Source organism: Desulfosarcina cetonica JCM 12296 (assembly GCF_001311845.1).
GTDB classification, from domain to species: domain Bacteria; phylum Desulfobacterota; class Desulfobacteria; order Desulfobacterales; family Desulfosarcinaceae; genus Desulfosarcina; species Desulfosarcina cetonica.
This window is the reverse complement of sequence record NZ_BBCC01000005.1, coordinates 12,812-28,961: the sequence shown is the minus strand read 5'-3', so window position 1 is coordinate 28,961 and position 16,150 is coordinate 12,812. Positions and strand designations below refer to the sequence as shown.

The 16,150-nt window shown below is 55.3% G+C and carries 11 protein-coding genes and 1 pseudogene; 10 read left to right on the top strand and 2 right to left on the bottom strand.

Features of this window, described 5'->3' with window-relative positions; all coding sequences use genetic code 11:
• The first annotated feature begins 327 nt into the window (after positions 1-327).
• The 4 genes and pseudogenes from JCM12296_RS02000 (at position 328) to JCM12296_RS01990 (ending at position 5,597) form a co-directional block, all read left to right on the top strand.
• Complete coding sequence (locus tag JCM12296_RS02000; RefSeq protein ID WP_054689253.1) at positions 328-2,679, top strand: ATP-binding protein; 2,352 nt, start codon at positions 328-330, stop codon at positions 2,677-2,679.
• 25 nt (positions 2,680-2,704) lie between these two features.
• A pseudogene (locus JCM12296_RS50040) lies at positions 2,705-3,013 on the top strand (response regulator); the annotation flags it as partial.
• Between the two features lie 45 nt (positions 3,014-3,058).
• Positions 3,059-5,053 carry an ATP-binding protein gene (locus tag JCM12296_RS01995; RefSeq protein ID WP_246803916.1) on the top strand — a complete coding sequence of 665 codons (1,995 nt, stop codon included), beginning with the start codon at positions 3,059-3,061 and terminating at the stop codon, positions 5,051-5,053.
• Positions 5,040-5,597, top strand: coding sequence for a response regulator (locus JCM12296_RS01990; protein WP_054689248.1), 558 nt, complete (start codon positions 5,040-5,042; stop codon positions 5,595-5,597). Before JCM12296_RS01995 ends, JCM12296_RS01990 begins: the two co-directional genes overlap by 14 nt.
• On the opposite strand, the gene katG is transcribed toward JCM12296_RS01990, so the two are convergent.
• A complete protein-coding gene (gene katG / locus JCM12296_RS01985; RefSeq protein WP_054689247.1) occupies positions 5,592-7,799 on the bottom strand; it encodes a catalase/peroxidase HPI in 2,208 nt (735 codons plus the stop codon). The two genes, JCM12296_RS01990 and katG, sit on opposite strands and share 6 nt — an antisense overlap.
• Positions 7,800-7,914: 115 nt before the next feature.
• On the bottom strand, positions 7,915-8,703 hold the full coding sequence (locus JCM12296_RS01980; protein WP_054689245.1) for a dienelactone hydrolase family protein: 789 nt from the start codon (positions 8,701-8,703) through the stop codon (positions 7,915-7,917).
• An 11-nt stretch (positions 8,704-8,714) separates the two neighbouring features.
• Between JCM12296_RS01980 and JCM12296_RS39580 the strand changes: the two genes are divergently transcribed.
• The 6 genes from JCM12296_RS39580 (at position 8,715) to JCM12296_RS46935 (ending at position 16,150) form a co-directional block, all read left to right on the top strand.
• Positions 8,715-9,155 carry a hypothetical protein gene (locus tag JCM12296_RS39580; protein WP_172683730.1) on the top strand — a complete coding sequence of 147 codons (441 nt, stop codon included), beginning with the start codon at positions 8,715-8,717 and terminating at the stop codon, positions 9,153-9,155.
• On the top strand, positions 9,061-10,407 hold the full coding sequence (locus JCM12296_RS01975) for a CaiB/BaiF CoA transferase family protein (protein WP_054689243.1): 1,347 nt from the start codon (positions 9,061-9,063) through the stop codon (positions 10,405-10,407). The genes JCM12296_RS39580 and JCM12296_RS01975 overlap by 95 nt, the downstream gene beginning before the upstream one ends.
• Before the next feature lie 59 nt (positions 10,408-10,466).
• On the top strand, positions 10,467-12,506 hold the full coding sequence (locus JCM12296_RS01970) for a 3-hydroxyacyl-CoA dehydrogenase/enoyl-CoA hydratase family protein (RefSeq protein ID WP_054689241.1): 2,040 nt from the start codon (positions 10,467-10,469) through the stop codon (positions 12,504-12,506).
• A gap of 336 nt (positions 12,507-12,842) precedes the next feature.
• Complete coding sequence (locus tag JCM12296_RS01965; RefSeq protein WP_054689240.1) at positions 12,843-13,427, top strand: TetR/AcrR family transcriptional regulator; 585 nt, start codon at positions 12,843-12,845, stop codon at positions 13,425-13,427.
• A 218-nt stretch (positions 13,428-13,645) separates the two neighbouring features.
• Positions 13,646-15,178 (top strand): AarF/UbiB family protein, encoded by a 1,533-nt coding sequence (locus tag JCM12296_RS01960; protein WP_054689238.1) that lies wholly within the window; start codon positions 13,646-13,648, stop codon positions 15,176-15,178.
• Between the two features lie 285 nt (positions 15,179-15,463).
• A complete protein-coding gene (locus JCM12296_RS46935; protein WP_281491901.1) occupies positions 15,464-16,150 on the top strand; it encodes an ammonium transporter in 687 nt (228 codons plus the stop codon).

Sequence of the window (16,150 nt, the reverse complement as noted above, 5' to 3'; positions counted from 1 at the left end):
TGAACGGATGGAATCCGAATTGTCACAAAGCATCGATCTTTCATTGACGAAATACGTCAAATCATCGCCACCACCGAGGCGCCGGGGAATTGCGCCTGGTGGCGGCCGTCGAGAACACCGGTCCGGGACATCTCCTATAATAACAGATGGCCTACATATATCCTGCCGAAATGATAGACACACCCCCAATGATTTCATCAGCCATCGCGCCGCATTCAGGGTCACCGCATTGGATTTGTTGTTGTTTTTTAATTTGGCATCATTTGTGTAAACAATGATGTAGCGCAAGACAATCGACTAACGATGTGATCGATAAGGAGGGATCGCATGAATATATCATCTTTTCGCAAATTTATTGCCGAGAATGAAGAATGGCTCATAGATAGAATTCATATGTACGCCCATGCGCGTGGATATGTGAAGTATACGGCAACCCTTCGGGAAGCTTGGAGGGCTTCCATTTCCGGACTTTCCAAAACGCTTTTGGAAGCCACTGGAGAGCGTCATCCTGATTTGGAGTTGCATCCGGATGACAAATTTGCCGATGATCCGATTGCCGAGTTCGGTATCATGCATGCCCGCCGCCACCGGGAACGCGGCGTGAACCTGGGCATGTTTCTCGGCTTTTTAAAATACTACCGGCAAAGTTATAAGGATCTCATTCGGCATGCCGGATTTGATTCGTCTTTTGAGAAGCATTGCCTGAATCTGATCGAACGTTTTTTTGACCGAGTAGAGATCGCCCTATGCGTGGAGTGGGCTGAATCCGACCAAAGCAAGCTGATCGAGGAACTACAAATCCGAAATCGACTGATGACCAACGAGAAGAACCGCTACCTCACGATTTTCGAGAGCCATCCCTACATGGTCTTCATCCTGGATAAGGATCTCAATTTGCTCAATCTGAACCATTCCGCAGCCCGGCGCTTCAAGGCCCAGGAGTCACCCGGCGCCTACTATTACCGCGAGGCGGTCGAAGAACGCGCGGAAGGAAATCAGATGGAAGATCGTCTGCAGCCAGGATCGGAAAGGTTGACCATCAAATCCTTGGAAACTCTGATCCCCTCCCTGACAGATGACCTGAAGGCATTTATCGACGGTAAAGACAAACACCTGAGCTTTGAGAAGAAGATCGTGGAGCAGGGTGAAGAGCAGTACTATAACCTTACCTTTTCACAATTTCTTGACATGTCTGACAAATTCGGCGGGGTTGTGTTGACCCTCGAGGACATTACGGCCGAAAAGCGGGCCACCGAAGAGTTGCGCCGTGCCAAGGAAGCCGCCGATGTCGCCAATCGGTCGAAAAGCGAATTTCTGGCCAACATGAGCCATGAACTGCGTACCCCCCTTAACGCCATTTTAGGCTATTCTCAGCTGATGCAGCGCGATCCCGGCCTTCACGCCGGGCAACAGGCGTATCTGAGCACGATCAACCACAGCGGCGAGCACCTGCTGGCGCTGATCAACGATGTGCTCGAGATTTCCAAGATCGAGGCCAGACGGATCACCCTGGATCCCCGGACCTTTGATTTTCATGCCATGATCAGAGACCTTTACGCCATGTTCAAGGTCAGAACCGATGAAAAACACCTGACCTTCGATCTCACTGAAACCGATGATCTGCCGCGCTACGTGATCGCGGACGCCAACAAGTTCCGCCAGATCATGATCAATCTTTTGGGCAATGCCGTGAAATTTACGGACCGCGGCGGCATTGCCGTGCGGGTGGCGGTCAGAGACCATGCGGCCGAAACCCTGCGCCTGGTGGTGGAGGTCGAGGACACCGGCCCGGGCATCTTGGAAGATGAACTGGAAAAAGTATTCCAGGCCTTCGAGCAGACGGAAACCGGCCGGCAGACACAGGGCGGCACCGGCCTGGGACTGTCCATCAGCCGGGAGTATGCCCGCCTGATGGACGGCGACATCACCGTTACCGGCTGTCCGGGGCAAGGCAGCTGCTTCCGTTTTGCGTGCAATCTCCGGCCGGGCCGGGCCGCGGATATCGAGGACAAGAAGCGGCCGGACCGTGTGATCGGATTGGCGGCGGGCCAGTCGGTCCCGCGTATCCTGGTGACCGATGATAAAAAGGAGAGCCGCCTTCTGCTGGTCAGGCTTCTCGAGCAGGTGGGCTTTGACGTTCGGCAGGCGGAAAACGGCGAGGCGGCGGTGGCGCTTTTCAAGGCGTGGTCGCCGCATTTTATCTGGATGGACATGCGCATGCCGGTCATGGACGGTCCTGAGGCCACCCGGCGCATCCGTGCGCTGCCGGGCGGTGACACGGTCAGGATCGTGGCCCTTACCGCCAGCGCCATGGAAGAGGAGCGCGAGTCGATCCTGGCCGCGGGGTGCGATGAATTCGTGCGCAAGCCCTATCGGATGCCGACGATCTTCCAGATCCTGGCAAAACACCTCGATATTGAATACCGCTATCAAAATGATGCTCCGGCAGGACCCGCCGAAGCCGAAAGCGAACCGCACACCTTGCAGCTGGCCACCCTGCCGGCCGAGTTGCGCGAAGAGCTGGCCAGGGCCGTCCTGGAATTGGACACCGACCGCACCCTGGCGATCGTTGAAGAGATCGGCAGCCAAGATGCCGCTACAGGAGCGATTTTGAAACAGTTTGCCGAGAACCTGGCGTACGACCACCTGCTATCGCTGTTGGAGCAGGAGGCACGGTGAGCCATGCCGAGAAAGGGCCGCGTTGATGAACTCCGAAATACAACAACTGGATGCCGAAATTCTGGTTGTGGACGATATCCCCGCCAACCTCAAACTGCTGACCAGTATCCTGAGTCATCGGGGATATCGTGTGCGACCCGCCGCCAGCGGGCAACTGGCCTTGCGATCCGCAGACCACAAACCGCCCGACCTGATCCTTTTGGACGTGAAGATGCCCGATATGGACGGGTATGAAGTTTGCCGGACCCTGAAATCGGGTTCCCGAAATGCCGATGTCCCGGTCATCTTTATCAGTGCCCTTGACGATTCCGGTGACAAGGTCAGTGGGTTTGAGGCCGGAGGGGTTGATTTCATTACCAAACCGTTTCAAGCCAAAGAGGTGCTGGCCCGGGTTGAAACCCACCTGGCCCTGCGCCGTCTGCATCAGCAACTGGAACAACAAAACGCACAGCTCCTGAAGGAGAGCGCCGAACGCCTTCAGGTCGAACGGGAACTGCGCGAAGCCAACGACCTCAACCGCAAAATTTTCGAAGCCGCCGCCATGGGCGTGGTGGCCTACAACGGGTGTTCCGGGCAATGCGTCATGGCCAATCCGGCAGCTGGAAAAATTGTCAACGCTTCTGAGGATCAACTGACCGGCCAAAACTTCCGCCGCCTCGAATCGTGGCGAACATCAGGCCTGCTGGCCATGGCCGAACAGGTGCTCGATACCGGGACCAAGCGCGAGCAGGAAGTGCATACGGTCACGAGCTTCGGCCGGGAGGTGTGGATGGAATGCCGTATGAACCGCTTCTTGATCCGTGGCGAGCCCCACCTCCTTTTACTGATATATGATGTGACAGAGCAAAAGCATTTTCAGGAAACCCTGAAGCAGGCCAAGGAGGCGGCCGAGGAAGCCAACATGGCCAAGAGCCAGTTTCTGGCCAACATGAGCCATGAAATCCGTACACCGCTCAATGCGGTGATCGGCTTCAGCGATCTGCTGTCGTCCGTTGTGGAAGACCCGAAACAGAAGAGCTATATCGAATCCGTTCAGACCGCGGGGAAAAGTCTGTTGCGGCTGATCAATGACATTCTGGATCTGTCCAAGATCGAAGCCGGCAGGCTTGAGCTGAGCTGTTCGCCCACAGACGTAAGAACCGTAATCAATGAAGTTGAACAGATTTTTTCACAACAGGCGTTGCAAAAGAATGTCCGGTTCATCACCGATGTCGATCCCGGACTTCCGGCGGCTCTTTTCCTCGATGAAATCCGCTTGCGGCAGATTCTTATCAACCTGGTCGGAAATGCGGTTAAATTTACCGAAAAGGGCCATATTCAGTTGACCGTAAGCATAACCGATCAGAAGACGGCTGGCGATCTCCTTGATATTGATATCTCCGTTGAAGACACCGGTATCGGTATCCCGGAACATGATACGGAACGTATCTTTGAATCCTTTAAACAGCAGACCGGTCAGAGTTCATCGAAATTCGGGGGAACAGGTCTGGGACTCAGCATCTGCAGGCGGCTGGCTGAAATGATGGGCGGGACCGTTTCGGTCAGAAGCGTGGCCGGTAAAGGAAGTACTTTCAGCGTCGGGATTCGAAATATCGCGATATCCCATAAAGCGATTCCGGCTGTTGAAGAACGATCCGGTGATGAAACCATACGGTTCGAAAGCGCAAAAGTACTGGTGGTAGATGATGTTGCGTCGAACAGTCAGTTGATAAGCGAAATCCTGTCAAGGGTGAACCTTGAATTTCTGACGGCGGGCAATGGCAGTGAAGCCTTGAAAATTGCGGAGGCATATCAGCCCGACGTGATCTTAATGGATCTTTGGATGCCCGTAATGGATGGTATTGAGGCCACCGGACGGTTGAAAGTGAACGCAAGGACAAAGACCATTCCCGTCATTGCCGTTTCCGCTTCTATTTTCCCTGACCACAGCGCATCCCTTGTTGAAAAAGGGTTTGACGGCTTTCTTTCAAAGCCGTTTAAAACGGACCAACTTTTTTCCGAGTTATCCAAATATTTAAAAATAGCAAAGGAAGACAACCCTGCAAGCAGCGCCACAAAAGTCGCTTTAGACTTCAGCGCTCCTCAAATGGCCTTAAATCTTCGTGAACTCATTGAGATCATCGATTCCGATCTCATGCGCCAATGGGAAGATCTACAAAAAATGATTCCCATGAAAACGGTTCGGAAATTCGGGAAAGAATTGGAAACACTGGGATTGAAGTACACGGTTCCGTTTCTGTCGGATTGTGGCAGAAACCTGCTTCTTCACACCGACAACTTCGATGTGCAAAACATGAAGATCAAGATCGATGAGTTTCCTAACATAGTGGATGAACTTAAATCTTTAAAGGAAGTAAACCATGGCCGCGGATAAAATTTTACCTACCTTTTCCATTTTAATCGTCGATGATGAACCCAAAAATATCCAGCTGTTAGGCAGCCTCTTGGAAAAAAGCAATTATGAGGTCGAGTTTGCCATGAATGGGAAGGCATGCCTTGAATGGTTAACCCGCAAACACTTTGATCTCGTATTGTTGGACATCATGATGCCGGAAATGGATGGTTATGAAGTTTGTAAAAAGATAAAATCCGACTCTGCCAAAAAACATATTCCGGTCATCTTCCTCACGGCCCGGGCTGAAACCGATGACATTGTCAAAGCATTTGCGACCGGCTGTTCGGATTTCGTTACAAAACCGTTCAAGGCGCCTGAATTATTGGCAAGAATTAAAAAGGAGCTTGAGCTTAAAATGTTGCGAGGCTTGATACCGATATGCTCCTACTGCAAGAGGATCCGAGATGACGATGGTTATTGGAATCAACTTGAAACCTACATCTCGAATCACTCTGAAGCGCAGTTCAGTCATGGCATTTGTCAAGAATGCATGGATGAATATTATCCGGAAGACGATCTATAGGTCGAAGCGGTCAAGATTCATGACCTTGTTCCACGCCGCTATAAAATCGTTCAGGAACTTCTCCTGTCCGTCTCTACATGCGTAAACTTCCGCCAAGGCCCGCAGTTGGGCGTTCGAGCCGAAGACAAGGTCCACACGGGTGCCGGTCCACTTGCGTTCACCGCTGGCGCGATCACGCCCCTCGAACACGTCTTCATTTTCCGAAGTTGGCGTCCACACCGTGCCCATATCGAGCAAATTGACGAAGAAGTCATTGGTGAGGGCCTCGGGGCGTTTGGTGAAAACGCCGTGCGGGGACTGTGCGTGGTTGGCATTCAAGACGCGCATGCCGCCGATCAGGACGGTCATCTCGGGCGCGGTCAGGGTCAGCAATTGCGCCCGATCAACCAGCAATTCCTCGGCCGATATGCTGTATTTGGTTTTAAGATAATTGCGGAAGCCGTCGGCAACCGGTTCTATGACCGCGAAGGAGGCCACGTCGGTTTGTTCCTGCGACGCATCCGTGCGTCCCGGCGAGAAGGGAACGGTCAGATCGTGACCGGCATTCTTGGCCGCCTGCTCGATCCCTGCACACCCGCCCAGAACAATCACGTCGGCCAGCGAAACCCGTTTGCCGCCAGACTGCGTGTCGTTAAACGCCTTTTGGATGCCCTCAAGGGTTTCCAGCACCGTTTGCAGTTGGGCCGGCTGATTGACGTCCCAATCCTTTTGCGGCGCGAGACGAATGCGCGCCCCGTTGGCCCCGCCGCGCTTGTCGGAGCCGCGGAAGGTGACCGCCGATGCCCAGGCGGTGGTGACCAGTTGGGAGACCGACAGCCCCGAGGCGAGGATTTTGTTTTTGAGGTCTGCGATGTCCTGCGTGTCGACCAGGCTGTGATCGACGGCGGGCACCGGGTCTTGCCAGATCAGTTCCTCGGCCGGGACTTCCGGGCCGAGGTAGCGTGCGCGAGGGCCCATGTCGCGGTGGGTCAGCTTGAACCAGGCCCGGGCGAAGGCATCGGCGAATTCCTCGGGGTTCTGCAGGTAGCGCCGGGCGATCGGCTCGTAGATCGGGTCGAAACGCAGGGAAAGATCCGCCGTGGTCATCATCGGACGGTGTTTCTTTGACGGGTCGTGCGCGTCAACCACCATGTCCTCCTCGGCTACGTCCTTGGCCAGCCATTGGTTCGCGCCGGCCGGGCTCTTGACCAGTTCCCACTCGTATTTGAACAGTACCTTCAGATAACCCATGTCCCACTGGGTCGGGTGTGGTTTCCAGGCCCCTTCGATGCCGCTGCCGATCGTGTCACCGCCTTTGCCGCTGCCGTGGCTGCTCTTCCAACCGAGCCCCATCTCCTCGATGGGGGCGGCTTCGGGTTCGGGGCCGACCCGTGCCGCATCGCCGGCGCCGTGGCATTTGCCAAAGGTGTGTCCGCCGGCAACGAGTGCGACCGTCTCTTCGTCGTTCATGGCCATGCGCGCAAAGGTCTCCCGGACGTCACGGCCCGAGGCCACCGGGTCCGGGTTGCCGTCCGGGCCCTCCGGGTTCACGTAAATCAGACCCATTTGCACGGCCGCCAACGGGTTTTCCAAATCCCGGTCGCCGGAGTAACGGCTTTTGGGCTTGTCACTCGTCGCCAACCATTCTTCTTCCGACCCCCAGTAGATGTCCTCTTCCGGCTCCCAGATGTCCTCGCGCCCACCACCAAAGCCGAAGGTCTTGAACCCCATCGATTCCAAAGCGCAGTTGCCGGCGAGGATCATGAGATCGGCCCAGGAGATTTTTTTGCCGTACTTTTGCTTGATCGGCCAAAGCAGGCGGCGTGCCTTGTCGAGGTTCACGTTGTCGGGCCAGCTGTTAAGGGGGGCAAAACGCTGGTTACCGGAACCGCCTCCCCCGCGGCCATCACCCATGCGGTAGGTGCCCGCGCTGTGCCACGCCATGCGGATGAAAAGCGGCCCGTAGTGACCATAGTCGGCCGGCCACCAGTCTTGCGAGTCGGTCATCAATGCATAAAGGTCTTTCTTCAGGGCCTCCAGGTCGAGCTTTTTAAATTCTTCGGCATAGTTGAACGCCTCGCCCATGGGATTGCCCATGCGTGAATGCTGATGGAGAATCTTGAGATTCAGTTGGTTCGGCCACCAATCCCGGTTCGATGTGCCGCCACCGGCACTGGGATTGCTTCTCCTGCCCGTTACCGGACACTTGCCTGCTTCATTCATGACGCCTTCTCCTCATAAATAGAAAATGTTTACGGATAATGATTATTAATAGAATAATAGCTTCCAGGACTGATTTGTCAACCCATTTCAATTGAACCTTAAGGCCGGTCGGTCGTTACCGGGTTGGAAACAGTTCCTGAAAAAAGAGGGTCATGTACTGCCAGGAACGGCGGTCGGATGATGCGTTATACGCCAAGGCGGCCATTTTATGTTTGTCGGCATCGGGGTTGGTGAAGCTGTGGCGCGTATTGCCGAAGACGGCCAGCTGCCAGTCGATGGTGGTGGCATTCATGGCCTCCATATAGGCGGCCACGCTTTGGGGGGTGTTCATGGGATCCATGGCACCGTGGCAGATGAGGATTTTGGCCTTTGTCTGCCGGCCCTTTTCGACGGTCGGCGGCATCAGCGATCCGTGAAAGCTGACCACGCCTTTCAGGTCGGCCCCGCTGTAGGCCAAAACCTGGACCGTTGCCCCGCCGAAGCAATAACCGATGGCGGCCAGCCGGGTCACATCGACCTGGGGCTGTTTTTTAAGGACCTCCAGGCCGGCCATGGCGCGTTCCTGCCATAGGGCCATATTGCTGTTGACCGCTTTCATCCAGGCACCGGCCTGGTCGGGATGATCGGTGACCTTGCCCTTGCCGTACATGTCCAATGCAAAGGCCACGTACCCCATGGCGGCGAGTTTTTCTGCCCGGTTACGGGCGTATTCGTTCAGGCCCCACCATTCATGGACCACCAGAATTCCGGGCATTTTCCCGCTGACCGCGTCGTCATAGGCCAGAAATCCTTCCAGGGTAACGCCGTCATGGGAATAGACGATGGGACGATTTACCACCTTGGCCTGGGCCATGGTGGCGGCTCCCAAAATGATCGATAAAAAAATGATGAATCGTGTTTTCATGATCGCTCCTTATGCGGGTTGGCGGCACCGGCGGTTCCGGATGGGATTCACTGCCGATGCCGCCAAAAATGGTTGAGTGGAATATGGCGAAACCGTCGATGGTCCGTGGAATGACCTTGTCAGCATGGTCTGAACCACCAAGGGATGGAATACCCTTTTATAATAGGCAGAAATTCGGGGAACTCAAGAAAAACAGCGACTTTTTACCTGTCATACCGAAGTTGGATTTTTTCTTGACTTTCGAACGGCTCTTATTTTATACCGAAGCAACTTCACCGAATAATATTCATCGAAAAAAATTCGTTGAATATTTGTTTAATCGTAACCTGATTTCCTTTTCCGCAAAAGGAGGATTCAATGGAAAGATGGAAAACAATAGAGCACGTTCCGGCACCGGCGATCATTCCTGCCTACGGTCCGCTGTCGGGCATGCGGGTCTTGATGACCGGTAGCATTGTGGCGGCCCCCTTTGCCGCCGGCATGCTGGCAGACTACGGCGCAGAGGTGATTCACGTTGAGCGACCCGGTGTGGGCGATCCCTATCGCGGCCAGTCTCCGGTGATTACCAATGGTAATGGTAATGGCGACGGAGAATTTGTCCTGGCCGATTCGGACATCCCCGAGGATGAAAAGATCAGTTGCGCCTGGATCCAGGAGGCTCGAAACAAATTGAGTCTGTCCTTGGAACTCAATATGCGGATTCCGGAACTCAAGGAGATTTTTTTCTCCCTCATCAGGAATTGTGATGTGTGGATGGAAAATATGGTGTGGGTGGAAAAGCTCGGTCTTAACGATGAGATGCTTTTCGAGGTGAATCCCAAGCTGGTCATCGCCCATTTGAGCGGATTCGGGCGTCCCCAGTTCGGCGGCGTGCCCGAAGAGTGCGATCGCCCCTCCTATGATCCCATCGGCCAGGCCGAGGGGGGCTGGATGTATATCAACGGATTTCCCGAACCATCGCCCCCGGGATACGGCAGCTCGTTTATCAACGATTACATCAGCGCCATCTTCTGCGCCAATGGGGTGATGATGGCCTATATCAACGCCCAGAAGACGGGTAAGGGGCAGGTGGTTGATGTCGCCCAGATCGAGTGCATGAGCAAGTGCCTGAATGACACTTTCGTCAATTATTTCACCCTGGGCCGGGTAAAGGAACGTGCCGGCAATCGCGTGCCCGTATTTCAACCCGCCAATTTGTATCGGACCAAGGACGGCTACCTTTATATCGGTGCCTTCGGGCCTTTTGTGTACGAGCGGGCCCTCAAGGCGATGGATATCGATGTGGAGAAGTATCCCCATGAGAAGGCCGGGGCGTCCAGGGAGGCCTTGGACTCCGATTTGGGCAAGGAATTGAATGACCTTATCGGCCAGTGGATGGGCGCACGCACATCCGAGGAGGCCCAAGCGCTTCTCAAATCCAAGAAAGTCCCCTGCGGTATCCCGAGAAACGCCAAGGAGCTGGCCAACAGCGAGCATTACAAGCGCCGTGGCAACTGGATCGAATACGAGGATCAGACGTTGCACAAAAAAGTGACCGCTTATGGATTCGTTCCCAAGATGAGCGGAACACCGCCGCGTGTCTGGCGCGGATCCCCTCGCCTTGGCCAGGACACGGACATTATCCTTGAAAAAATCGCGGGCTACAGCCCAGCGGAGATCGAAATGCTGAAGGGCCGGGGCTTTATCGACCCCATGCTCAACTAGACGCCGGCGCCGATGGACGTCAATTGAACCAAGCAACGTATTCGCAGTCTGGAGGAAAAATGGGAAGTAGCCTCACGATCGGAGTCGTTGGTGCCGGAAACATGGGGTCTGGAATCGCCCAAAAACTGGCCCAGGAGGGGTTGAACGTCATCATGCTGGACATGGAGGAGGCGTATGTGGCGCGCGGCGTCTCCACCATTCGATCCCTGCTGGCGCAGGGGGTCGAGAGAAAAGTGCTGACCCCCGAAAAGATGGAACAGACCCTCGGCCGAATCAAAGGGACCACGGACCTTAACACCCTGGCCGATGCCGACCTGGTGATCGAAGTGGTATTCGAGAACAAGGGGGTGAAAAAAGGGCTGTTCGCCAATCTGGACAAAATCTGCGGCCCCAAAACCATCCTGGCTACCAATACGTCCAGCTTTTATGTGGGCGAACTGGCCCAGGCCACCGGCCGGCCGGACCGCTTTGTCGGCATGCACTATTTTTTCCATCCGGCCAAAAACAGGCTGCTGGAAGTGATTCCCCACAAGGGTACCAGTCAGGAAACCATCGACCGGGCCATGGACGTGGCCCGTCTTCACGGCAAGACGGCGATTCTGGTTCAGGACGCCCCCGGATTTGCCGTCAACCGTTTCTTTGTTCCCCTGTTGACCGAATCGGTCAAGGTCGTGGAAGAGGGCTTGGCCGATATCCCCACCGTGGAACAAGCCGCCAAAAAGGCCTTCAAGATCGGCATGGGGCCCTTCGAACTCATGAATGTCACCGGCATTCCCATTGCCGTTCATTCGGCCACCACCTTCAGTCAGGAACTGGGGCCCTTTTACGGCCCTCCGAAGCTTTTGGAGAAGCAGATGAACGCGGGCACGCCGTGGCAACTTGACGGCGAGGCGGACCCGAGCAAGTTTCCGGTCATCGAGGATCGGCTTTACGGCGCCTGCCTGGGCGCCGCGGCCGCCCTGGTCAGCGAAGGCGTGGCCAGCATGGAGGATACGGACCTGGGCGCCAAGGTGGGACTTCGCTGGCAGAAAGGTCCTTTCGAGATCATGAACCGCATCGGTATTGACAAGGCCTATGCCGTGGTCAAGGCGATCGCGGACAAAAACCCGGACTTTGCCATGCCGGAAATTCTCACCCTGCAACGGGAGCTGGGCAAGCCTTTTGAATTCAAGGTGGTGAATCAGACGGTGAAGGGCGGGATCGCCTTTATCACCATCAACCGGCCCGAGGCCATGAATGCCCTGAACGAGGTCACGGTGAGCCAACTGGATGCGGCTTTCCGTGCCGCCGAAAGCGATCCCGAAGTCAAGGCCATCGCCTTCCAAGGTGCGGGCAAGGCTTTTGTCGCCGGCGCGGACATCCGTTTTTTTGTCAAAAACATCAAGAATGACCAGATCGAAAATAATGTCGCGTTCACCCGCAAGGGGCATGACCTTTTCCTACGCATCGAAAATTGCCAAAAGCCGACCATTGCCGTGCTGGACGGCCTCTCCTTGGGCGGGGGCAGCGAGATGGCGCTGGCCTGCCAGGCCATTGTGGCCACGCCGGCGGGGTTGATGGGGTTTCCCGAGACCGGCATCGGCATTTATCCCGGACTTGGCGGCATGCTCCGCCTGGCCCGGCAGGTGGGGCCGGAGTTGGCCAAGTACTACGTGTTTACGGGAAAAACCATTTCCGCCCAGGATGCCTTTGATCTCGGGGTGGTTACCCAACTGGTATCACCCGAAGAAGTGGTCCCGGCCATCAACGCGATCTGCCAGGCGGGGAAAATCGACAAGTACCGCAAACGGGAAATCCCGGAACGCTTTGCGGATCTGGCGCGGATCTGCACCGGGGACAACCGAGTGGCCCTCTTGGAGAAGAAACCGCTGGAGGGGGTCCCCTCCGCATTGGCCGCGGCCACCCAAAAAGCGATTTCCAGAAAGGCGCCCCTGGCGCTCAAAGCGGTGAATGATCTCATCGATGCAGAACAAAAAAACAGCATCCCGGAAGGCATTCAGCTTGAGCTTGACGGCCTGACAGCCATTTTTTCCACTCAGGATGCCTTGACCGGGCTCACCTCCCTGGGGGGCCCGCCACCCCGGTTTGAAGGTAAATAATCTGCAATACTGACGCGGCGATCCTGGGTTTCAAGACCCGGTGGATCCGTATACATACCCGTTAACGGCGTCGGAAAACGTGTCAATGCGTTTTCCACGCGGTTAGCGGGGCCCATTCCACTTTCTGCACGCAAACGTTGCAAGGGCTTCGGCCCATTTTTTTGCCGCGACCTTAAAACGCTTTCCCCCTCTTTCTCCCCTCCCGTTTTTCAGGATTGCATGATAAAGCGCCGATGGTGGGAAAATTGCGCTTTAAATGCAAATCTGTTACTAACCCTTGGCACATAACCATTTCGTCAAACAAAGGGTTAAATATTAAATCATAGCAGAACGATTATGGCAAAATTGACCAAACGAAAACTTCAGGCCATCAAAACAAAGGCGATAATCTATGATACATTTCTTGAAATGGTCCAGGAGTGTGAGTTCGAGAAACTGACCGTCGAGAAGATTTGCAAGAAAGCGAACGTTTCCGTGGGCACCTTCTATCATCATTACAGGAACAAGTATGAAATCATAGAGGAAATATTTCATCGGGCGGATAAATTCTTCCAGGAAAAGATGTCAAGCAAGCAGATTGCGGGCAAGACGGCCACCGAACAGATCGTCGGCTTCTTCGACCTTCTGGCACAAATCTACAACCGGTACGGCTTGGGTTTCAGCAAGGCGTTGTTCAATACCCGGAACAATCTGTTCATTAACGACGAGCGGGTCATGGTTACCATGCTTCGGGATATCATTGTTCAGGGAATTGCGGAGAACCAAATCATTTCGGAGTTATCGGCCGAAGATCTCAAGCGCATTCTTTTTACTACGGCCCGCGGGATTGTCTTTGACTGGTGTCTGCGGGATGGTGACTTTTCCCTGGAAGAGGCGATGCACCAGTATATTCTCATTGTCGTCAGGGCCATTGCCGCCTGACATCCAAGATGCATTCGAAAAAATTGCTGAGCCGTCGATTTCCCAACGGACGCATCCGACCCTAGACAAGAGGAAACGCGATTCCATATGGCCTTGAACCCCTTTGATCTTTCCGATGCCATGTTAAGACAGGTTGTTGGGATGATGTCGCCAAGTGCCTTGCGCGGGCAACTGACACAACTGGCCGATAGCCTGGGCGATGAGCCTTCGGCGCCAAGATGGCCCGGGAGATCGTGGCGCGTACCCGACCCGAGCAGGCCATTCCCGACACCTATGCCCCTTACCGGAGGCTGGTCCGCGACGGTATCGAATTTTTTCTCAGCCGGATCAGCCGCCAGCGGCTGTTGGACCTGGTGATCAGCCAACTGACCCTGGATGCGGACGCCTGTTGCCAGGCACGGTTGCTGGCCCTGGCCCAGCGATTCCCGACACTGCACAAGTTGGGGCAGATCATCGCCCGTCACCCGGACATCGATCCGGTTGTCCGGCAGTGGCTGGTCAATTTGGAAAATGGCCTTTACGGCACCCCCTCCGATGAACTTTTGACCCGGATTCGCGTGGAGCTAGGATCTGCGGGCGAAGCGGCGCCGGTTTGCGTGGCGCCGACCATCCTGGCCGAGGCCAGCGTGGGGGCCGTGATTCCGTTCCATTGGCAGCCGTCAGCCGACGGTTGTCGGCAGCGCGGGGTCTTCAAGGTGCTGCGTCCCGGCATCCGGCGCCACCTGAACGAAGAATTGGTGATCCTGGAAGAAACCGCCGTTTTTTTCCACGACCATCGGGCGCGCTATCCGCTCAAGGACTTTCGGTTCCTGGAAATTTTTGAAGACGTCCGTGAGATGATGATCCATGAGATCGATCTGGCCGCCGAACAGCGCCTTTTGGAAGAGGCCGGCCGTTTTTACGCGGATATGCCGGAAATCCGTATTCCACGGTGTCTGGACCTGTCCACCGCCGCCATGACCGCCATGGATTTCCTGGACGGCCCCAAGCTCGCCGATGCCGACCTGAGCGAACCGCAGCGCCAGCGGACGGCCGAATCCCTTTTCACCGCGGTCGTTTTGAAACCCCTGTTTTCACCGCGTGACGCGGCCCTTTTCCACGGCGACCCCCACGCCGGCAACATCCTGGCCGTTTTCACCCCTGAATCGACGGATCCGGCCATCGGCTTGGTGGATTGGAGCCTGGCCGGTCATCTGGACCGCGGTGACCGGATTAAAACCGTGCGTATGATCCAGGCGATCCTCAAAAAAGATTTGACCGGGATGTGCGATGCCATCCGATCCTTGACCCTAAAGGCATCCCTTGCCACGCCTTCGCCGCGGCAATCTTTGCGAGACCTGATCATCGGATGGATGCGCGACCCGGCAAACGGGCGCTTGCCGCTGGTCAAACAGGCCTTTCGGCTCCTGGAAGCCCTTTCCATGGAAGGATTTGTTTTTCCCGCCGACCTGATGTTGTTCCGAAAGGCGATTTTCACCCTTGAGGGTGTCCTGCACGACCTGTGGCCGGCCTTCGACATGAACACCGCCATTGCTCGATACGTGATGTCCCTCCTCCAGCAGGAGATGCCCGTTCGTCTGAGCAACATGCTTTTCCCCTTTACCGACGGGCCTGAAGACTATATGAGCCTGATGTCCAACCAAGATCTGCAATCCCTCATCACCCATCAGTTTATCAGTGTCCTGTTCACTTGCAGCCAGCGGCTCATGGGGCCGCTGACGTTTTGGAACCCGGCGTTCGGCGTTGCCTGATCGTGCTGTGAGTCCACACAAAATGACAAATTTGGATTAAATTCGCCGATAAACATTCAGAATTGTATGTTTGTTATGCCTCATTTCCTGCCAAAATCATAATAATCGATTAAATCCAACGCGTTAAATAGATGTACAAAAAGGTATATAGTATGCATGCCGATGATCGGTCGGCATTTTTGTAGAAGTTTCGGTCTTTCGCCGTGTGATCAGACTGAAATTCATGCCCCCCGCGTGCCCCGCATATTCCCCAACACATAACGATAATTGAAAAAAGGAGGTTTGATGACGTCCCTGGCGAGAATTGCAATTTTGACATTTTCGTTGCTGTTGCCTTCCACGAACGTTCTGGGTGCGGACCCGCAGATGGTCGACTCGGGGACAACGGCCTGGATGCTGGTTTCAACGGCCCTGGTCCTGCTCATGGTACCCGGTCTGGCCATGTTTTACGGCGGCCTGGTGCGAACCAAGAACGTACTGGGCACCATGATGCACAGTTTTGTCGCCATTTCCATCATCGGCGTGCTGTGGGTGGTCTGTGGCTATGCCCTGACCTTCGGCAAGAGCATTCTGGGCGGCTTTATCGGGTGGAGCGGTGACTATTTTTTGCTGCGGGGAATCGATGACACCATCACCCACGGTGTCCCCGAGTATGTGCTGGCCATGTTCCAGGGAAAATTCGCCATCATCACCCCGGCGCTGATCAGCGGTGCTCTGGCCGAGCGGGTCTATTTCAGGGGATACACGCTTTTCATCGTGCTTTGGTTTCTGTTGGTCTATTGCCCCTTGTGCCACTGGATCTGGGCTGCCGACGGCTGGCTGTTCAACAGTGGGGCCAGTGGGGTGATCGACCTGGCCGGCGGCCTGGTGATCCATGTTTCCGCCGGCGTGAGTGCGCTCATCGTGGCCCTTTTCCTGGGACCGCGCAAGGGCTATCCCAAATCCACCATGCCCCCAACAACCTGGTCATGA

Coding starts and splice junctions, on each gene's coding strand:
- JCM12296_RS02000 (WP_054689253.1), top strand. CDS start 328: ATGAATATATCATCTTTTCGCAAATTTATTGCCGAGAATGAAGAATGG.
- JCM12296_RS01980 (WP_054689245.1), bottom strand. CDS start 8,703: ATGAAAACACGATTCATCATTTTTTTATCGATCATTTTGGGAGCCGCC.
- JCM12296_RS01970 (WP_054689241.1), top strand. CDS start 10,467: ATGGGAAGTAGCCTCACGATCGGAGTCGTTGGTGCCGGAAACATGGGG.
- JCM12296_RS01990 (WP_054689248.1), top strand. CDS start 5,040: ATGGCCGCGGATAAAATTTTACCTACCTTTTCCATTTTAATCGTCGAT.
- JCM12296_RS39580 (WP_172683730.1), top strand. CDS start 8,715: ATGCGGGTTGGCGGCACCGGCGGTTCCGGATGGGATTCACTGCCGATG.
- JCM12296_RS01975 (WP_054689243.1), top strand. CDS start 9,061: ATGGAAAGATGGAAAACAATAGAGCACGTTCCGGCACCGGCGATCATT.
- katG (WP_054689247.1), bottom strand. CDS start 7,799: ATGAATGAAGCAGGCAAGTGTCCGGTAACGGGCAGGAGAAGCAATCCC.
- JCM12296_RS46935 (WP_281491901.1), top strand. CDS start 15,464: ATGACGTCCCTGGCGAGAATTGCAATTTTGACATTTTCGTTGCTGTTG.
- JCM12296_RS01965 (WP_054689240.1), top strand. CDS start 12,843: ATGGCAAAATTGACCAAACGAAAACTTCAGGCCATCAAAACAAAGGCG.
- JCM12296_RS01960 (WP_054689238.1), top strand. CDS start 13,646: ATGGCCCGGGAGATCGTGGCGCGTACCCGACCCGAGCAGGCCATTCCC.